The following is a 16,376-nucleotide window of genomic DNA, read 5'->3' on the forward strand; positions in this document are numbered from 1 at the left end:
TGGTCATTGCACCGAAAGCGCAACGTTTTGCGCTGCCTGCAGGGCTGCGGAGTAGTTGTTGACGAGCAGATCCACGGAGGCCGCGGTCGCATCGAAGATCGGTGCCGGATAGACGCCGAAGAAGATCGTCAGGATCACCAGCGGATAAAGGATGGCCTTTTCGCGACCGGAAAGATCGAGCAACGACTTCAGGCTTTCCTTCTCCAGGGCACCGAAGACGACCCGGCGATAAAGCCAGAGGGCGTACGCTGCCGAGAGGATCACGCCCGAGGTCGCAAAGAGCGCAACCCAGGTGTTGGCACGGAAGGCACCGACGAGGGTCAGGACTTCGCCGACGAAGCTGGACGTGCCCGGCAGGCCGACGTTCGCCATGGTGAACACCATGAAGGCGACGGCGTACTTCGGCATGTTGTTTACGAGGCCGCCATAGGCGGCGATTTCGCGGGTGTGCAGGCGGTCGTAGACAACGCCGACGCAAAGGAAGAGCGCGCCGGAGACAATGCCGTGCGACAGCATCTGGAAGATCGCACCCTGCACGCCCTGAACGTTGGCGGCAAAGATACCCATCGTCACGTAGCCCATGTGCGCAACGGACGAATAGGCGATCAGCTTCTTGATATCGGTCTGCATCAGCGCCACCAGCGAGGTGTAGATGATGGCGACGACCGAAAGCGTGAAGACGAACGGCGCGAAGTAATCTGAGGCCAGCGGGAACATCGGCAGCGAGAAGCGCAGGAAGCCGTAACCGCCGAGCTTTAGCAAGACGCCGGCCAGAATGACCGAGCCCGCCGTCGGCGCCTGAACGTGTGCGTCGGGAAGCCAGGTGTGGACCGGCCACATCGGCATCTTCACCGCAAAGGAGGCGAAGAAGGCGAGCCACAGCCAAGTCTGCATCTGGCGCGGGAAGTTATAGGCCAGTAGCTGCGTGATGTCGGTCGTACCGGCCTGCCAGTACATCGCCATGATCGCGAGCAGCATCAGCACTGAGCCGAGCAGCGTATAGAGGAAGAACTTGTAGCTGGCGTAAACGCGGTCCTTGCCGCCCCAGACACCGATGATGAGGAACATCGGGATGAGACCGGCTTCGAAGAACACGTAGAAGAGCACGATATCGAGCGACACGAAGACGCCGATCATGAACGTTTCCAGGACCAGGAACGCGATCATGTAGGCCTTCAGCCGCTTCTCGATCGACAGCCAGCTCGCCAGTACGCAGAACGGCATGAGGAAGGCCGAGAGCACCACGAACAGCATCGAGATACCATCGACACCGAGATGGTAGGAAATGCCGGTGCCGAGCCACTCGTGCTTCTCGATCATCTGGAAGCCCGGGTTCGAGGAATCGAACTGGTACCAGATGTAGACCGACACGGCGAAGGTGAAGATCGTCGTCAGCAGCGAAACGTTCAGGATATTCCGGCGGCCGTAGGCGCTGTCTTCCCTTGTGAGCAAGAGAAGCAGGACGCCGACGAGCGGCATGAAGGTGACCGCGGAAAGTACGGGCCAATCGGTCATCAGAAGGAACTCCTGAACATCATCCAAGTAACAAGCGCGGCAATGCCGATCAGCATCGCAAACGCGTAGTGATAGAGGTAACCAGTCTGCAGGCGGACAACGCGGTCAGTGACGTTGAGCACACGTGCGGCAATGCCGTTCGGGCCGTAGCCGTCGATCACGCGACCGTCGCCTTCCTTCCACAGGAAGGTGCCGAGCCACTTGGCCGAGCGTACGAACAGGAAGTCATAGAGCTCGTCGAAGTACCACTTATTGAGCAGGAACTGGTAGAGGCCACGGTGCTGCTCTGCCAGATACTTCGGCAGTTCCGGCCGGCGGATATACATGTACCAGGCCGTGAAGAGGCCAAGCGCCATGGCGACAAACGGGCTCCACTTAACCCACTTCGGCACGTGGTGGTACTCATGCAGGATTTCGTTTTCCGCCGAGGTGAACAGCGCACCCTTCCAGAATTCGGCATAGCCTTCGCCGAAGAAGTGATCGTGGAAGATGAAGCCGGCGACCAGCGCACCGACGCCAAGGATATAGAGCGGCACCAGCATGACCTGCGGCGATTCATGCACGTGATGCATGACATCCGAGGAAGCGCGCGGCTTGCCATGGAAGGTCATGAAGGTCAGGCGCCACGAATAGAAGCTGGTGAAGAGTGCCGCGACAACGAGCAGCGCATAGGCGAAACCGGAAACCGAGCTGTGGGCGGCATAGGCGGACTCGATGATCGCGTCCTTCGAGAAGAAGCCTGCGGTACCGATGATCGTGCCAGGGATGCCGACGCCGGTCAGTGCGATCGTGCCGATGAACATCATCCAGTAGGTAACCGGAATGTGCTTCCGGAGACCGCCCATGTAACGCATGTCCTGCTCGCCATCGACGGCGTGGATGACCGAACCGGCACCCAAGAACAGCAGAGCCTTGAAGAAGGCGTGCGTGAACAGGTGGAAGATCGCCGCGCCATAGGCACCGACGCCGAGGGCCACGAACATGTAGCCGAGCTGCGAGCAGGTCGAATAGGCGATGACGCGCTTGATGTCGTTCTGGACGAGGCCGACGGTCGCCGCGAAGAAGGCGGTGATCGCGCCGATGATGGTGACGACGGTCAGCGCATCCGGCGACAGCTCGAACACCGGCGACATGCGGGCGACGAGGAAGACGCCGGCGGTAACCATGGTTGCGGCATGGATAAGAGCCGAAACCGGGGTCGGGCCTTCCATGGCGTCCGGAAGCCAGGTGTGCAGCAGGAACTGCGCCGACTTGCCCATCGCGCCCATGAAGAGCAGCAGGGATGCGGCGGTGATGGCGTCAGCCTTGTCGAGGTGCATGCCGAACAGGGTGACGACGGCCTCCCCTGCTCCCGCACCTTCGGCCGGCAGATAGGTCTTGGCGGCAGCGAAGATCGTTTCCAGGTTGACCGAGCCGAACAGCACGAAGACCAGGAAGATACCGAGCGCGAACCCGAAGTCACCGACCCGGTTGACGATGAAGGCCTTCATCGCAGCAGCGTTGGCCGACGGCTTCTTGTACCAGAAGCCGATGAGCAGGTAGGACGCAAGACCCACGCCTTCCCAGCCGAAGAACATCTGCACCAGGTTGTCCGACGTGATGAGCATCAACATCGCGAAGGTGAAGAGCGACAGATAGGCAAAGAAGCGCGGACGATGCGGATCGTGGTGCATGTAGCCGATCGAATAGACATGCACGAGGGTCGACACCGTGTTGACGACCACGAACATGACCGAGGTCAGCGTATCGACGCGGAACGCCCATTCGACATCGAAGGTGCCGGACTGGATCCAGCGCAGCACCGACACCTTGATCATTTCCTGGTGGCCCATGGCGACGTCGAAGAAGACGTACCAGGAGAGCGCAGCGGCAATGATCATCAGACCGCTGGTGACATATTCCGATGCCTTGGCGCCGATCGAACTACCGAAGAGGCCGGCGATCAGAAAGCCGATCAAAGGCAGGAAGACGATAGCCTTGATGATGGTATCCATAGCCCAATCAGCCCTTCATCATGTTGACGTCTTCAACAGCGATCGAGCCGCGGTTGCGGTAGAAGACGACGAGAATTGCAAGTCCGATGGCCGCTTCCGCAGCCGCGACGGTCAGGATGAACAGGGCAAAGACCTGGCCAGTGATGTCATTCAGGAACGCCGAGAAGGCGACCATGTTGATGTTGACCGCAAGAAGAATGAGTTCGACCGACATCAGGATGACGATGACGTTCTTCCGGTTCAGGAAGATGCCGAAGACGCCCAGCGTGAACAGGATGGCGCTGACGGTGAGATAGTGGGAAATTCCGATTTCCATTTTTTTGTTCCTCGATCTCGCGTCCGACTTAAATGCCCTGGCCGGGCTTGACCGTGACCACTTCGACGGCGGTCTCGGGCGTGCGGGCAACCTGCTGCGGGATGTTCTGGCGCTTGATGTTTTCGCGGTGGCGCAGGGTCAGCACGATCGCGCCGATCATGGCGACGAGCAGGACCAGGCCGGCGATCTGGAAGAAGTAGACGTAGTGCGTGTAGAGCACGTCGCCGAGCGCTGCCGTGTTCGTGCGGTCGGCGACCGCCGGGATCGGCATCGAAATCGACTTGGCGATCTCAGGCGAGAACGTCGCACCGCCAACCACGATGATGAGCTCGGCTGCAAGGATCAGACCGATCAGCGCGCCCACCGGCGCATATTCAAGCACGCCGGCCCGCAGTTCCGCGAAGTCGATGTCGAGCATCATGACCACGAACAGGAACAGCACCGCGACCGCGCCGACATAAACGACCAGCAGGATCATCGCGAGGAATTCGGCGCCAGTCAGCAGGAACAGACCTGCCGCGTTAAAGAAGGTCAGGATCAGGAACAGAACCGAATAAACCGGGTTCCTGGCCGCAATAACCATGAATGCCGACGCCACCGCGATGAAGGCAAAGAGATAGAAAAAAAGAACCTGCAGACCCATGATCGGTGCCTTCTTCGTCTTGCACGGCGTGAGGCGCTTCTGGCCCCACTCCACAGGCAAAGCCGGACACGCGTCCGGCCGTTGCCCAAACCTATGTCACATGCACCGCCCTCCCCGGGGCGGCGCTACGCTCTGGCCTCAGCGATAGGGCGAGTCCATTGCGATGTTGCGTGCGATTTCCCGTTCCCAACGGTCGCCGTTGGCGAGGAGCTTGTCCTTGTCGTAGTAAAGCTCTTCGCGCGTCTCGGTGGCGAACTCGAAGTTCGGGCCCTCGACGATGGCATCGACCGGACAGGCTTCCTGGCAGAAACCGCAATAGATGCACTTCACCATGTCGATGTCGTAGCGAACCGTACGGCGTGTGCCGTCGTTGCGGCGCGGGCCGGCTTCGATGGTGATTGCCTGTGCAGGACAGATCGCCTCGCACAGCTTGCAGGCGATGCAACGCTCTTCACCGTTCGGATAACGGCGCAGCGCATGCTCGCCGCGGAAGCGCGGGCTGACCGGTCCCTTTTCGAAGGGGTAGTTCAACGTCGCCTTCGGCTTGAAGAAATAGCGCATCGACAGAAAGAACGCGCCGACGAATTCCTTCAGGAACAGCGAGCTGACGGCTTGCGAAAGACCGGCCATCATTTACCTCCAGAGTTGCCGGCCTGGGAGCGACCGGCGGTATGCTGCCAAACGTGAGCCATCGTCATGCGGCTCCCGTCAGCTTGAGAACGAACGCAGTGATCACGACCATTGCGAGAGAGATCGGCAGGAAGACCTTCCAGCCAAGACGCATCAGCTGGTCGTAGCGGTAACGCGGCACGAAAGCCTTCACCATCGCGAACATGAAGAACACGAAGGATGCCTTCAGCACGAACCAGATGATGCCGGGTACCCAGTTGAGGAACCAGACGTCCACCGGAGGCAGCCAGCCACCGAGGAACAGGATCGTCGTCAGCGCGCACATCAGGCAGATGGCGGCATATTCGCCGAGCATGAACATCATGTAAGGCGTGGAGCCGTACTCGACCATGAAGCCGGCGACGAGTTCGGATTCCGCTTCGGGAAGGTCGAAAGGCGGGCGGTTCGTTTCGGCCAGCGCCGAAATGAAGAACACGATGAACATCGGGAACAGCGCCAGCCAATGCCAGTCGAGGAACGACGCCGGCAGGCCGAGGTTGGTGCCGATGCCGCTCGACTGCGCGTTGACGATGTCCGTCAGGTTCAGCGAGCCGACGCAGAGCAGGACGGTGACGATAACGAAGCCGATCGAGACTTCGTAGGAGACCATCTGTGCTGCGGAGCGAAGCGCGCCGAGGAAGGGATATTTGGAGTTCGACGCCCAGCCGCCCATGATGATGCCATAAACTTCAAGAGAAGATATGGCGAACACGAAGAGGATGCCGACGTTGATGTTCGCGATCACCCAGCCGGCGTTGAGCGGGATCACGGCCCAAGCGGCGAGCGCCAGCGTCACGGAGACGAGCGGGGCGAGCAGGAAGATCGCCTTGTTGGCGCCGGCCGGGATAACCGGCTCCTTGAAGACGAACTTCAAAAGGTCGGCGAAGGACTGGAAAAGTCCCCAGGGGCCTACCACATTCGGACCACGGCGGAGCTGAACTGCAGCCCAGATCTTACGGTCTGCAAGCAGGATGTAGGCGATGAAAAGCAGCAGCGCGACCAGGAGCAGCAGCGACTGGGCGACCATGATGATCGCGGGCCAGACATAGGTCGAAACGAAAGCGTCCATGATACTCTATTCCCTCGCGCTCATTCCGCCGCAGCTTTGAAATTGTTGCGTGCCAAAGCCGAGCATTCGGCCATGACGGCGGATGCGCGCGCTATCGGGTTCGTCAAATAGAAGTCTTTGACCGGAGACGCAAACACGGATTTGCCCATCTCACCGGCTTTTTGACCAAGTGCGGCAATTTCGTCGCCGTTGCCGCTCGCGATCGCGTCAATATCGGCGAAATGCGGGTGGGCCGCATAGAGCTTCGAGCGCAATTCGCCAAGCGAATCAAAGGGCAGCTTCTTGCCGAGCACGTCGGAGAGCGCGCGGATGATCGCCCAGTCCTCGCGTGCGTCGCCCGGTGCGAAGCCGGCGCGGTTGCCGACCTGAACGCGGCCTTCGGTGTTGACCCACGTGCCGGACTTTTCGGTGTAGGTCGCGCCCGGCAGGATGACGTCGGCGGCATGTGCGCCGTTGTCGCCGTGCGAGCCGATATAAACCGTGAAGCTGGACTTGCGTTCCGCAAGGTCGATCTCGTCAGCGCCGAGCAGGAAGAGAACGTCGGAGGCGGTGACCATCTCGGCCGCCGTCTTGCCGTTCGCGCCCGGAACGAAGCCGAGGTCGAGACCACCGACGCGGGAAGCGGCCGTGTGAAGAACGGCAAAACCGTTCCACTCGGCGGTAACCGCACCGACGGCGCCTGCGAGCTTGGCGGCGGCAGAAAGAACGGCAGCGCCGCCCTCCCCTGCAACAGCACCCTGGCCGATGAGGATCATCGGGCGCTGCGCCTTCCTCAAGGTCGCTGCAAACTTGCCCTTGCCCGAGACGAGCTCGGCGAGCGTTTCGGTGCCGGCGCCGAGATACTCGTATTCGTAACGCAGTTCGCCCGGCTCGCCGATCACGGCGATCGGGAAGTTGCCCATGCGGTAGCGCTTGCGGATGCGAGCGTTGAGAACCGAAGCCTCAAAGCGCGGATTGGAGCCGATGATCAACAGCGCGTCAGCGCTTTCGATGCCAGCGATCGTCGGGTTGAAGAGGTAGCTGGCGCGACCGAGCGACGGGTCGAGTGCGGCGCCATCCTGGCGGCAGTCGACACTCTCGGAGCCGAGCGCTGCGATCAGCTGCTTCAGCGCGTACATTTCTTCGACCGAAGCGAGGTCGCCGGCAATGGCGCCGATCTTGTCGCCGGAAGTCTGGGCGACGGCAGCCTTGACCGCCTGGAAGGCTTCGCCCCACGTTGCCGGCTGCAGACGGCCGTCCTTCTTGACGTATGGACGATCGAGGCGCTGCGTCTTCAGGCCATCCCAGATGAAGCGGCTCTTGTCGGAGATCCACTCTTCGTTGATGTCCTCATTGACGCGCGGCATAATGCGCATGACTTCGCGGCCGCGGGTATCGACGCGGATCGCCGAACCGAGCGCGTCCATCACGTCGATGGATTCGGTCTTGTTCAGCTCCCACGGACGGGCGGTGAAGGCAAACGGCTTCGAGGTCAGCGCACCGACCGGGCAGAGGTCAACGACGTTGCCCTGCAGTTCGGAGGTCATCGCCTGCTCGAGATAGGTGGTGATCTCGGCGTCTTCGCCGCGGCCGATCAGGCCAAGTTCGGCAATGCCGGCAACTTCGGTCGTGAAGCGAACGCAGCGCGTGCAGTGAATGCAGCGGTTCATCACGGTCTTGACGAGCGGGCCGATATACTTGTCTTCGACGGCGCGCTTGTTTTCCTGGTAGCGCGAGCTGTCGATACCGAAGGCCATGGCCTGGTCCTGCAGGTCACATTCGCCGCCCTGGTCACAGATCGGGCAGTCGAGCGGATGGTTGATCAGCAGGAATTCCATCACGCCTTCGCGCGCCTTCTTGACCATCGGCGTGGTCGTGAAGACTTCCGGCGCTTCGCCGTTCGGGCCCGGACGGAGGTCGCGCACGCCCATGGCACAGGAAGCGGCGGGCTTGGGCGGCCCTCCCTTCACTTCGATCAGACACATGCGGCAGTTGCCGGCGACCGAAAGCCGCTCGTGGAAACAGAAGCGCGGAACTTCAGCCCCGGCCTCTTCGCACGCCTGAAGCAGCGTGAAATGATCCGGTACCTCGATCTCTTTTCCGTCGACTTTCAGCTTTGCCATCTTCGTACTCAATCCTGTCTTCCGTCCGTCGGCCCATCGGCGACGCACAATTCCAACACAGCCTTGCTGCTTGCGGGCGATGGCCGTCCCCGGTCCCCGCCCTGTTGTCTCAAGCGCCTTTCAGCGCCTTGGCCTGTCCAACCCAATCGTCCCGCTTGATCCGCCCGCCGAAACCGAGTTCGTCGTCGAAGCGGGCGACATCCGCCTCGCTCCAACCGGCGATGTCGGCAAAGCCGCTGATGCCCTTCGCGTTCAGCACCTGCTCGAGCTTCGGGCCGATGCCGGAGATCCGCTTGAGGTCGTCGGTGGCTTTCGCCTTGGCGCGCGTCGCGCGAACCTTGACCACCTTTTGAGCGGCAACCTTCTCGACCACCGGCTTTGCGGCTGCGCGCTTGGCAGGCGCGGACGGCTTGGCGACCGGTTCCGGCTTTGCGTCGGCCTGCACCGTCTTTGCGACAACGGCAGTCGTCGTGTCAGACGATGCGGGCTCTGCCCGCTTCTGCGCCGCCTCGACGGCCCCTTGCATCGCGCCGATCATGGCGCCTGCAATCTGGGTCGTGAGACCGAAGCCGATCGCGGTCGCTGCTGCAACTGCGGCTGCCGGGTGAACCATCAGCGGATGCAGCGGCACCTGTGAAAGGCCCTTCATCCATTCGCCCATGCCGAACGGGTCGGCCGGATCGCCGCCAAGCGGACGTGCGAACGGAATGCCTGCTTCGGCCTGTCCCTTCATCTGTCCCTCTTCGCGTGCGCCGGCCATCGTCGGGTTACTCCGCCGCTTCCAGAACCGCGCCATGCGACGACGCATTGCGCGTATATTCGTCGATGCGCTTTTCCATTTCCGGGCGGAAATGCTTGATCAGACCCTGGATCGGCCAGGCAGCTGCGTCGCCGAGCGCACAGATCGTGTGGCCTTCCACCTGCTTGGTGACGTCGAACAGCATGTCGATTTCGCGCTTCTGGGCGCGGCCCTGAACCATGCGTTCCATGACGCGCATCATCCAGCCGGTGCCTTCGCGGCACGGCGTGCACTGACCGCAGCTCTCGTGCTTGTAGAAGGCCGAGAGACGCCAGATCGCCTTGATGATGTCGGTCGACCTGTCCATCACGATGACGGCGGCGGTTCCAAGACTGGAACCGACCTCGCGCAGACCGTCGAAATCCATGATCGCGTCCTTCATCTGCGCGCCGGGCACGCAAGGAACGGACGAACCGCCGGGAATGACGGCGAGCAGGTTGTCCCAGCCGCCGCGAATGCCGCCACAGTGCTTTTCGATCAGTTCATGGAACGGGATCGACATAGCGTCTTCGACCGTGCACGGGCGGTTGACGTGACCGGATACCGAATAGAGCTTGGTGCCGTGGTTGTTCGGGCGACCGAAACTCGTGTACCAGCCGGCGCCGCGGCGCAAGATCGTCGGGGTTACCGCGATCGACTCGACGTTGTTGACGGTCGTCGGGCAGCCGTAGAGGCCCATGTTGGCCGGGAACGGCGGCTTCAGGCGCGGCTGGCCCTTCTTGCCTTCAAGGCTTTCGAGCAGAGCCGTCTCTTCGCCACAGATGTAGGCGCCGGCACCATGGTGCACGTAGATGTCGATGTCGTAGCCGAGCTTGTTGTTCTTGCCGAGCAGGCCATAGGCGTAGCATTCGTCGATCGCCGCCTGCAGCGCCTCGCGCTCGCGGACGAATTCGCCGCGGACGTAGATGTAGGCGACATGGGCACCCATGGCGAAGCTGGCGACGACGCAGCCTTCGATCAGCGTATGCGGATCGTGACGCATGATGTCACGGTCCTTGCAGGTGCCGGGCTCGGACTCGTCGGCATTGACGACGAGGTAATGCGGACGGCCGTCGCTTTCCTTCGGCATGAAGGACCACTTGAGGCCCGTCGGGAAGCCGGCGCCGCCACGACCGCGAAGGCCGGAAGCCTTCACTTCGTTGACGATCCAGTCACGGCCCTTTTCGAGCAGCTGCTTGGTGCCGTCCCAGTGGCCGCGCGCCATGGCGCCCTTCAGGGACTTGTCCTTGAGGCCGTAGATATTGGTAAAGATGCGGTCTTCATCTCTGAGCATAATTCACCTCTTTACCGCGGCTTCTTGCCGAAGACCTTGATGTATTCGGCTTCGCCGCCCTTGGCGAGCGCCTTGGCCTGCTTGACCCAGTCGTCGCGTTCGATGCGGCCCTTGAAATTCAGGTATCCGTCGACCCACTCGCGCTCCGCCTTCTTCCACGAAGCAACTTGCGCGTAGGTGTAGATGCCCAGTTCGTTGAGCGTACCCTCGATCTTCGGACCGACGCCCGAGATCAGCTTGAGATCGTCGGTCGCTGCCGGCTTCTCGATGCCGGCCGGACGGTTCTTGTCCTCCAGCGACGGCTTGCCGGAGACGGCAGCAGCCTTGGCCGGCTTCGACTTGTCGATAGTGTCGCCTTCCACCTTGGCGTTGGCAGCGGCTTCCGCCTTTGCCGTCGCCGGGGTCTTCAGCGATGCGTCGGTCACGGCCGACGCGGCCTTGGCGCGGCCGGCATTCGACGGCGGCACGGAGACGGCCGGAGCATCGCTCACCTTCTTGGCGGCGCTGGCCGCAGCCTTGGCCGGAGCCGCATCCGCAAGCATGAGGGTCGTCGGGCCGCCTTCCGGAGCCGAATAGATGCGATCGATCTGCGGACCGGGGGTGATTTCAGCACCCTTGCCTGCTTCGAAACGGTCGATGATCTGCTCGAGTTGCTCGGGCGTCAGGTCTTCGAAGGTGTCCTTGAAGATCATGACCATCGGCGCGTTGACGCAGGCGCCCTGACATTCGACTTCTTCCCAGGAAAGCGTGCCACTCTCGTTCAGGGTGAAGGGATCATGGGCAATCTTGCTCTTGCAAACCTTGATCAGGTCTTCGGCGCCGCGCAGCATGCAGGGCGTCGTACCGCAAACCTGAATGTGGGCGCGCGTGCCGACCGGCTTCAACTGGAACTGGGTGTAGAAGGTCGCAACTTCGAGCGCGCGGATGTACGGCATGCCGAGCATGTCCGCGATGGACTCGATGGCGGCCTTCGTGACCCAGCCGTCCTGGTCCTGAGCGCGCATCAACAACGGGATGACGGCAGACTGCTCACGACCCTTGGGGTACTTATTGATCGTTTCCTTCGCCCAGGCGGCGTTCTCCTTGCTGAAGGCAAAGCTCGCTGGCTGGACGGTGTCTTCGGCTAGTCGACGAACGGACATTCTAGTGGACACCTTATCAGTTAATCGAACCGCACCGCGATTTCGTCACCGAGACGAATTCGCAGGCATAGGCTGACTGGTCTTTCTGCAAAAATACGATGTAGCGCGTGCCATTGGCGACCGCGGCCTTGATCTCGTAGCCCTTGGCAACGAGATCGGCCATCGAGCCCCCGCGCATGCCGCCCGACGTCGCGCCGCTTTCGACCTGCTCCTGTGCAGAAACGGTCGATGCAAACGCGAGAAGAGCGAGCGTGGCCAGGGGCGCGAGACGCATCAGCGGTCCACCTCACCGAACACGATATCGAGGGAGCCCAGCACGGCCGAAACGTCGGCAAGCTGGTGTCCCCGACAGAGGAAATCCATCGCCTGCAGATGCGCATAACCTGGGGCACGGATCTTGCAGCGATAGGGCTTGTTGGTGCCGTCGGAGACGAGATAGACGCCGAATTCGCCCTTCGGCGCTTCGACGGCGGCGTAAACTTCGCCGGCCGGCACGTGGTAGCCTTCGGTATAGAGCTTGAAGTGGTGGATGAGCGCTTCCATCGAACGCTTCATCTCGCCGCGCTTCGGCGGAACGATCTTGCCGTCGAGCGACGAAACCGGACCGACCTTGGCATCGCCGAGCAGGCGATCGACGCACTGGCGCATGATGCGGGCCGACTGGCGCATTTCGATCATACGGATCAGATAACGGTCGAAGCAGTCGCCGTTCTTGCCGATCGGGATATCGAACTCGAGATCCGAATAGCACTCGTAGGGCTGCGAACGACGCAGGTCCCAGGCAGCGCCCGAGCCACGCACCATCACGCCCGAGAAGCCCCAGGCCCAGGCATCGTCGAGCTTGACGACGCCGATGTCGACGTTGCGCTGCTTGAAGATGCGGTTGCCGGTCAAGAGTTCGTCGATGTCGTCGACGGTCTTCAGGAACGGATCGATCCACTTGCCGATGTCTTCGACGAGTTCGTGCGGCAGGTCCTGATGGACGCCGCCCGGACGGAAGTAGGCCGAGTGCATGCGCGCGCCGCAGGCACGCTCGTAAAACACCATCAGCTTTTCGCGCTCTTCAAAGCCCCAGAGCGGCGGCGTCAGCGCGCCGACGTCCATGGCCTGCGTCGTGACGTTCAGAAGATGCGAGAGGATGCGGCCGATTTCCGAATAGAGGACGCGGATGAGCTGGCCGCGGATCGGAACTTCGGTCGCCGTCAGCTTCTCGATCGCCAGCGCGTAGGCATGCTCCTGGTTCATCGGCGCCACGTAGTCGAGGCGGTCGAAATAGGGCACGGCCTGCAGGTAGGTCTTGGTCTCGATCAGCTTTTCGGTACCGCGATGCAGCAGGCCGATATGCGGATCGACGCGCTCGACGATTTCGCCATCAAGCTCGAGCACCAGACGAAGAACGCCGTGCGCCGCCGGATGCTGCGGACCAAAGTTGATGTTGAAGTTGCGGACGTTATGTTCGGTCATACCGATTGCTCCAGGTCGGACGGCAGCCGTTCACCGGCTACCGCGGACCACTTAGTCTCACCGTGCTTTCGCCTTCTCGTCGCCGGGCAGCACGTAGTCCGTGCCTTCCCAGGGAGAGAGGAAGTCGAAGTTGCGGAATTCCTGCTTCAGTTCGACGGGTTCGTAGACGACGCGCTTTGCTTCGTCGTCGTAACGCACCTCGACAAAACCGGTGACCGGGAAGTCCTTGCGCAGCGGATGTCCTTCGAAACCGTAGTCCGTCAGGATGCGACGCAGGTCAGGATGGCCGGTAAACAGGATGCCGTACATATCGTAGGCTTCGCGCTCGAACCAGTCGGCACCGGGATAGACCGGCGTTGCCGACGGAACCGGCTCGTTCTCGCCGGTTGCGACCTTGACGCGCACGCGCAGGTTCTGGCGCGGCGACAAGAGATGATAGACAACGTCGAAACGGTCCGGCCGCTGTGGCCAGTCGACGCCGCAGACATCGACGAAATTGACGAAGGCGCACTGCACATCGTCACGAAGGAACGTAAGCAGCGCGATCAGGTTCGCCGACGTCGTCGTCAGCGTCAGCTCGCCATAGGCCAGCGATGCGTCGGAGATCAGCGCACCGCGCGTTTCGCGCAAGTAGGACGCAAGCTCATTCAGGGCTTCACTCATATCAAAGACCCCCTGCCCTTAGCGCTCGATCGTGCCGGTCCGGCGGATCTTCTTCTGCAGCAGGAGCACGCCGTAAAGCAGCGCTTCTGCCGTGGGAGGACAGCCTGGCACGTAGATGTCGACGGGAACGACGCGGTCGCAACCGCGAACAACCGAATAGGAATAGTGGTAGTAGCCGCCGCCATTGGCGCACGAACCCATCGAGATGACGTAACGCGGCTCCGGCATCTGGTCATAGACCTTGCGGAGCGCAGGCGCCATCTTGTTGGTCAGCGTGCCGGCGACGATCATGACGTCGGACTGGCGCGGCGAGGCGCGCGGCGCAAAACCGAAGCGTTCGGCGTCGTAGCGCGGCATCGACATCTGCATCATTTCGACCGCGCAGCAGGCGAGACCGAAGGTCATCCACATCAACGAACCGGTACGGGCCCAATTGATGAGCTCGTCGGTCGAGGTGACTAGAAAACCCTTGTCGGCGAGCTCATTGTTGATCTCGCCGAAGAATGCATCATTGCTGCCAATCGGCTTGCCGGTGGAGGGATCGATGATCCCTTTCGGCTTGGGCGCAACGAGCGTGGTGCCGGAGGTCAGTTCCATTCCAGCGCTCCCTTCTTCCATTCATAGATAAAGCCGATCGTCAGCACTCCGAGGAAGACCATCATTGACCAGAAGCCGAACCAGCCCAGCTCGTGGAACGAAACCGCCCAAGGAAAGAGGAAGGCAACTTCGAGGTCGAAGATGATGAAGAGGATCGACACGAGATAGAAGCGGATGTCGAACTTCATGCGGGCGTCGTCGAACGCATTGAAGCCGCACTCGTAGGCCGACAGCTTTTCCGAATCAGGAGCCTTGAAGGCGACGGCGAAGGGAGCAATCAGAAGCGCCACACCGATCACCAATGCGATTCCAATGAAAATCGCGATCGGAACGTAGGAACCGAGAAGTTCAGTCATTGTTATCCGTCCCTGCCTGCGGGAGGGCGCATGGGAGAGCGCCAGAACAACAAATCTCGCAGGCCGAAAAATATGTTGCAACGCCGGAGTGGTTAGCGCAGCCCGCGCCGTCGCGCAAGCCTTGAGGGGCCATTTAAACCGCTTCGCAACACAGGATCGGACGGGTGATACCGACAAAGCGCGGATTCGCAGGCCGACGCGAACTTTACGGTAAAACAAAGCGAGACGAGACAGATTGCCGCAGCGCACAATCCGGCCCTAGGGCCGGCGCAATTCACAGGAAGGACGGAGAGAAGAAATGGCGCGAGTGACGGGGCTCGAACCCGCGACCTCCGGCGTGACAGGCCGGCACTCTAACCGACTGAGCTACACCCGCGCATGATGACCGCGAACGATCATTAGTATCACCATCGGCCCTCGTTGAGAACGCCTAGGCAAATCCAGATCAAGAGTGGCGCGAGTGACGGGGCTCGAACCCGCGACCTCCGGCGTGACAGGCCGGCACTCTAACCGACTGAGCTACACCCGCATCATCTTGACTTGGTTGAGGCGTTTCCGCCCCGCATCGAGCAGCAGCGCCGTTCGATGAGCGGCTAACTAAGCGGTTCGGATTGGGGTGTCAAGCGTGTTTGAAGACAAATCCGTGACGGAGTGAAAATTGATCCACAGGGCGATAAAAGGATCGAAATCGGAATGGACCAATGGCGCCTGCCGCCACCGGCCCGTCGTCACCTATCCCAACACGCACTCGTCGATGCGCGTACACGGAGGCTGATTCCGGATTGCCTCCCCTCCCTCCCCCGTTCGCCGTTACCGAGGCACCGTCCGCGCATTTTGTCCACAAGCACGAAGCCCGCAGTTTCAGGGTGTCGCGCAACCGCCAACAAAAAAAATCATAAAAACGATACAAATGCTCTTGCGGTTTTTTTCGGTTACGCCTAGATCACGGCCACCGACGCGGCGGACTGATCCGGTCCAAACGCGGAAGGGCGATTAGCTCAGTTGGTAGAGCGCCTCGTTTACACCGAGGATGTCGGGAGTTCGAGTCTCTCATCGCCCACCATTTTCTCCCACAGAAAATCATCACCAAATCTGCTCAAATTGCTGTTCGCGTTATCGCGTGCCGTTTGCGATAGGCCTGCCGCTTCGAATTGCTTTGGCTTTAGAGCTCAGCCGTCAACGGTCGGGAATCAGGGATTCGACGGCCTCGATCGCGATACCCGCCACCGTCAGCCTCGCCGGAGCAGCAAACCCGCCAAATCCCAACGTATCGATAGGCCCACCGGCGCTACCCGCCGCGATACTGCTCGTCGCTGACATGCTCCAGCCAATCCACAGCCTTGCCGTCGAGCGCTTCCTGAATCGCAAGATGCACCATGGCCGTATCGGGTGCTGCACCGTGCCAGTGCTTTTCGCCCGGCGGGAACCAGACGACATCGCCCATACGAATCTCTTGCACAGGGCCACCCCAGCTTTGCACGAGACCACGGCCGGCGGTGACAACCAGGGTCTGGCCGAGCGGGTGCGTATGCCAGGCCGTCCGAGCGCCGGGCTCGAAGGTGACGCTGACAGCGCGGACGCGCGCCGGGTCTGCGGCCTCGATCACCGGGTCCTGGCGTACCGTGCCGGTGAAGTATTCCGCCGGGGCGCGCATCGAAGGTCTCGATCCACCGGGTATGATGTCCATATCTCGTTCCTCCCATTTTCGTGTGTGGCGCTCGTCGTCAGCGAAAGTGCGCTACGGCGGACAGGCCCGACCTCGCCCGCGAGCCTA

16 protein-coding genes and 3 tRNA genes are annotated in these 16,376 nt (G+C 61.4%); 1 reads left to right on the plus strand and 18 read right to left on the minus strand.

Translation table 11 applies throughout. The features are described from left to right. Positions 1-3: 3 nt before the first annotated feature. The 17 genes from IB272_RS17350 to IB272_RS17430 form a co-directional block, all read right to left on the minus strand. Positions 4-1,515: an NADH-quinone oxidoreductase subunit M gene (locus IB272_RS17350; RefSeq protein WP_034803564.1), complete on the minus strand. Its 1,512-nt coding sequence runs from the start codon at positions 1,513-1,515 to the stop codon at positions 4-6. Then, positions 1,515-3,509, minus strand: coding sequence for an NADH-quinone oxidoreductase subunit L (nuoL, locus tag IB272_RS17355; RefSeq protein ID WP_034803566.1), 1,995 nt, complete (start codon positions 3,507-3,509; stop codon positions 1,515-1,517). The genes IB272_RS17350 and nuoL overlap by 1 nt, the downstream gene beginning before the upstream one ends. Before the next feature lie 7 nt (positions 3,510-3,516). Beyond that, a complete protein-coding gene (gene nuoK, locus IB272_RS17360) occupies positions 3,517-3,825 on the minus strand; it encodes an NADH-quinone oxidoreductase subunit NuoK (RefSeq protein ID WP_034803568.1) in 309 nt (102 codons plus the stop codon). A gap of 28 nt (positions 3,826-3,853) precedes the next feature. Further along, complete coding sequence (locus IB272_RS17365) at positions 3,854-4,468, minus strand: NADH-quinone oxidoreductase subunit J (protein WP_034804235.1); 615 nt, start codon at positions 4,466-4,468, stop codon at positions 3,854-3,856. A gap of 138 nt (positions 4,469-4,606) precedes the next feature. Next, positions 4,607-5,098: an NADH-quinone oxidoreductase subunit NuoI gene (gene nuoI, locus IB272_RS17370; RefSeq protein WP_025426590.1), complete on the minus strand. Its 492-nt coding sequence runs from the start codon at positions 5,096-5,098 to the stop codon at positions 4,607-4,609. A gap of 64 nt (positions 5,099-5,162) precedes the next feature. Next, positions 5,163-6,206, minus strand: a complete 1,044-nt coding sequence (nuoH, locus tag IB272_RS17375) for an NADH-quinone oxidoreductase subunit NuoH (protein ID WP_034803570.1) — start codon at positions 6,204-6,206, stop codon at positions 5,163-5,165. A gap of 20 nt (positions 6,207-6,226) precedes the next feature. Continuing rightward, complete coding sequence (gene nuoG / locus IB272_RS17380; RefSeq protein ID WP_060580868.1) at positions 6,227-8,308, minus strand: NADH-quinone oxidoreductase subunit NuoG; 2,082 nt, start codon at positions 8,306-8,308, stop codon at positions 6,227-6,229. Positions 8,309-8,417: 109 nt separating this feature from the next. Continuing rightward, on the minus strand, positions 8,418-9,068 hold the full coding sequence (locus IB272_RS17385; RefSeq protein WP_034803576.1) for an NADH:ubiquinone oxidoreductase: 651 nt from the start codon (positions 9,066-9,068) through the stop codon (positions 8,418-8,420). Between the two features lie 7 nt (positions 9,069-9,075). After that, positions 9,076-10,380, minus strand: a complete 1,305-nt coding sequence (nuoF, locus tag IB272_RS17390; protein WP_034803581.1) for an NADH-quinone oxidoreductase subunit NuoF — start codon at positions 10,378-10,380, stop codon at positions 9,076-9,078. 11 nt (positions 10,381-10,391) lie between these two features. After that, complete coding sequence (locus tag IB272_RS17395; RefSeq protein WP_060580869.1) at positions 10,392-11,522, minus strand: NADH-quinone oxidoreductase subunit E; 1,131 nt, start codon at positions 11,520-11,522, stop codon at positions 10,392-10,394. A gap of 16 nt (positions 11,523-11,538) precedes the next feature. Beyond that, positions 11,539-11,796, minus strand: coding sequence for a hypothetical protein (locus tag IB272_RS17400; protein WP_060580870.1), 258 nt, complete (start codon positions 11,794-11,796; stop codon positions 11,539-11,541). Continuing rightward, complete coding sequence (locus IB272_RS17405; RefSeq protein WP_060522193.1) at positions 11,796-12,986, minus strand: NADH-quinone oxidoreductase subunit D; 1,191 nt, start codon at positions 12,984-12,986, stop codon at positions 11,796-11,798. Before IB272_RS17405 ends, IB272_RS17400 begins: the two co-directional genes overlap by 1 nt. A 57-nt stretch (positions 12,987-13,043) precedes the next feature. Next, positions 13,044-13,649 (minus strand): NADH-quinone oxidoreductase subunit C, encoded by a 606-nt coding sequence (locus IB272_RS17410; protein ID WP_034803588.1) that lies wholly within the window; start codon positions 13,647-13,649, stop codon positions 13,044-13,046. Between the two features lie 18 nt (positions 13,650-13,667). Next, positions 13,668-14,246 (minus strand): NADH-quinone oxidoreductase subunit B, encoded by a 579-nt coding sequence (locus tag IB272_RS17415; protein ID WP_034803591.1) that lies wholly within the window; start codon positions 14,244-14,246, stop codon positions 13,668-13,670. Continuing rightward, complete coding sequence (locus tag IB272_RS17420; RefSeq protein WP_034803593.1) at positions 14,237-14,602, minus strand: NADH-quinone oxidoreductase subunit A; 366 nt, start codon at positions 14,600-14,602, stop codon at positions 14,237-14,239. Before IB272_RS17420 ends, IB272_RS17415 begins: the two co-directional genes overlap by 10 nt. Positions 14,603-14,901: 299 nt before the next feature. After that, positions 14,902-14,978 (minus strand) — tRNA-Asp (locus IB272_RS17425). A gap of 76 nt (positions 14,979-15,054) precedes the next feature. Further along, positions 15,055-15,131: transfer RNA gene (locus IB272_RS17430), tRNA-Asp, on the minus strand. Between the two features lie 458 nt (positions 15,132-15,589). Between IB272_RS17430 and IB272_RS17435 the strand changes: the two genes are divergently transcribed. Then, positions 15,590-15,665, plus strand: a tRNA-Val gene (locus IB272_RS17435). 225 nt (positions 15,666-15,890) lie between these two features. On the opposite strand, the gene IB272_RS17440 is transcribed toward IB272_RS17435, so the two are convergent. Further along, complete coding sequence (locus IB272_RS17440) at positions 15,891-16,289, minus strand: cupin domain-containing protein (RefSeq protein ID WP_034803594.1); 399 nt, start codon at positions 16,287-16,289, stop codon at positions 15,891-15,893. Positions 16,290-16,376 lie beyond the last annotated feature (87 nt).

The sequence above is a fragment of the Ensifer sp. ENS08 genome (genome assembly GCF_014852195.1).
In the GTDB taxonomy this organism is placed as follows: domain Bacteria; phylum Pseudomonadota; class Alphaproteobacteria; order Rhizobiales; family Rhizobiaceae; genus Ensifer; species Ensifer adhaerens.

Coding starts and splice junctions, on each gene's coding strand:
- IB272_RS17350 (WP_034803564.1), bottom strand. CDS start 1,515: ATGACCGATTGGCCCGTACTTTCCGCGGTCACCTTCATGCCGCTCGTC.
- nuoL (WP_034803566.1), bottom strand. CDS start 3,509: ATGGATACCATCATCAAGGCTATCGTCTTCCTGCCTTTGATCGGCTTT.
- nuoK (WP_034803568.1), bottom strand. CDS start 3,825: ATGGAAATCGGAATTTCCCACTATCTCACCGTCAGCGCCATCCTGTTC.
- IB272_RS17365 (WP_034804235.1), bottom strand. CDS start 4,468: ATGGGTCTGCAGGTTCTTTTTTTCTATCTCTTTGCCTTCATCGCGGTG.
- nuoI (WP_025426590.1), bottom strand. CDS start 5,098: ATGGCCGGTCTTTCGCAAGCCGTCAGCTCGCTGTTCCTGAAGGAATTC.
- nuoH (WP_034803570.1), bottom strand. CDS start 6,206: ATGGACGCTTTCGTTTCGACCTATGTCTGGCCCGCGATCATCATGGTC.
- nuoG (WP_060580868.1), bottom strand. CDS start 8,308: ATGGCAAAGCTGAAAGTCGACGGAAAAGAGATCGAGGTACCGGATCAT.
- IB272_RS17385 (WP_034803576.1), bottom strand. CDS start 9,068: ATGGCCGGCGCACGCGAAGAGGGACAGATGAAGGGACAGGCCGAAGCA.
- nuoF (WP_034803581.1), bottom strand. CDS start 10,380: ATGCTCAGAGATGAAGACCGCATCTTTACCAATATCTACGGCCTCAAG.
- IB272_RS17395 (WP_060580869.1), bottom strand. CDS start 11,522: ATGTCCGTTCGTCGACTAGCCGAAGACACCGTCCAGCCAGCGAGCTTT.
- IB272_RS17400 (WP_060580870.1), bottom strand. CDS start 11,796: ATGCGTCTCGCGCCCCTGGCCACGCTCGCTCTTCTCGCGTTTGCATCG.
- IB272_RS17405 (WP_060522193.1), bottom strand. CDS start 12,986: ATGACCGAACATAACGTCCGCAACTTCAACATCAACTTTGGTCCGCAG.
- IB272_RS17410 (WP_034803588.1), bottom strand. CDS start 13,649: ATGAGTGAAGCCCTGAATGAGCTTGCGTCCTACTTGCGCGAAACGCGC.
- IB272_RS17415 (WP_034803591.1), bottom strand. CDS start 14,246: ATGGAACTGACCTCCGGCACCACGCTCGTTGCGCCCAAGCCGAAAGGG.
- IB272_RS17420 (WP_034803593.1), bottom strand. CDS start 14,602: ATGACTGAACTTCTCGGTTCCTACGTTCCGATCGCGATTTTCATTGGA.
- IB272_RS17440 (WP_034803594.1), bottom strand. CDS start 16,289: ATGGACATCATACCCGGTGGATCGAGACCTTCGATGCGCGCCCCGGCG.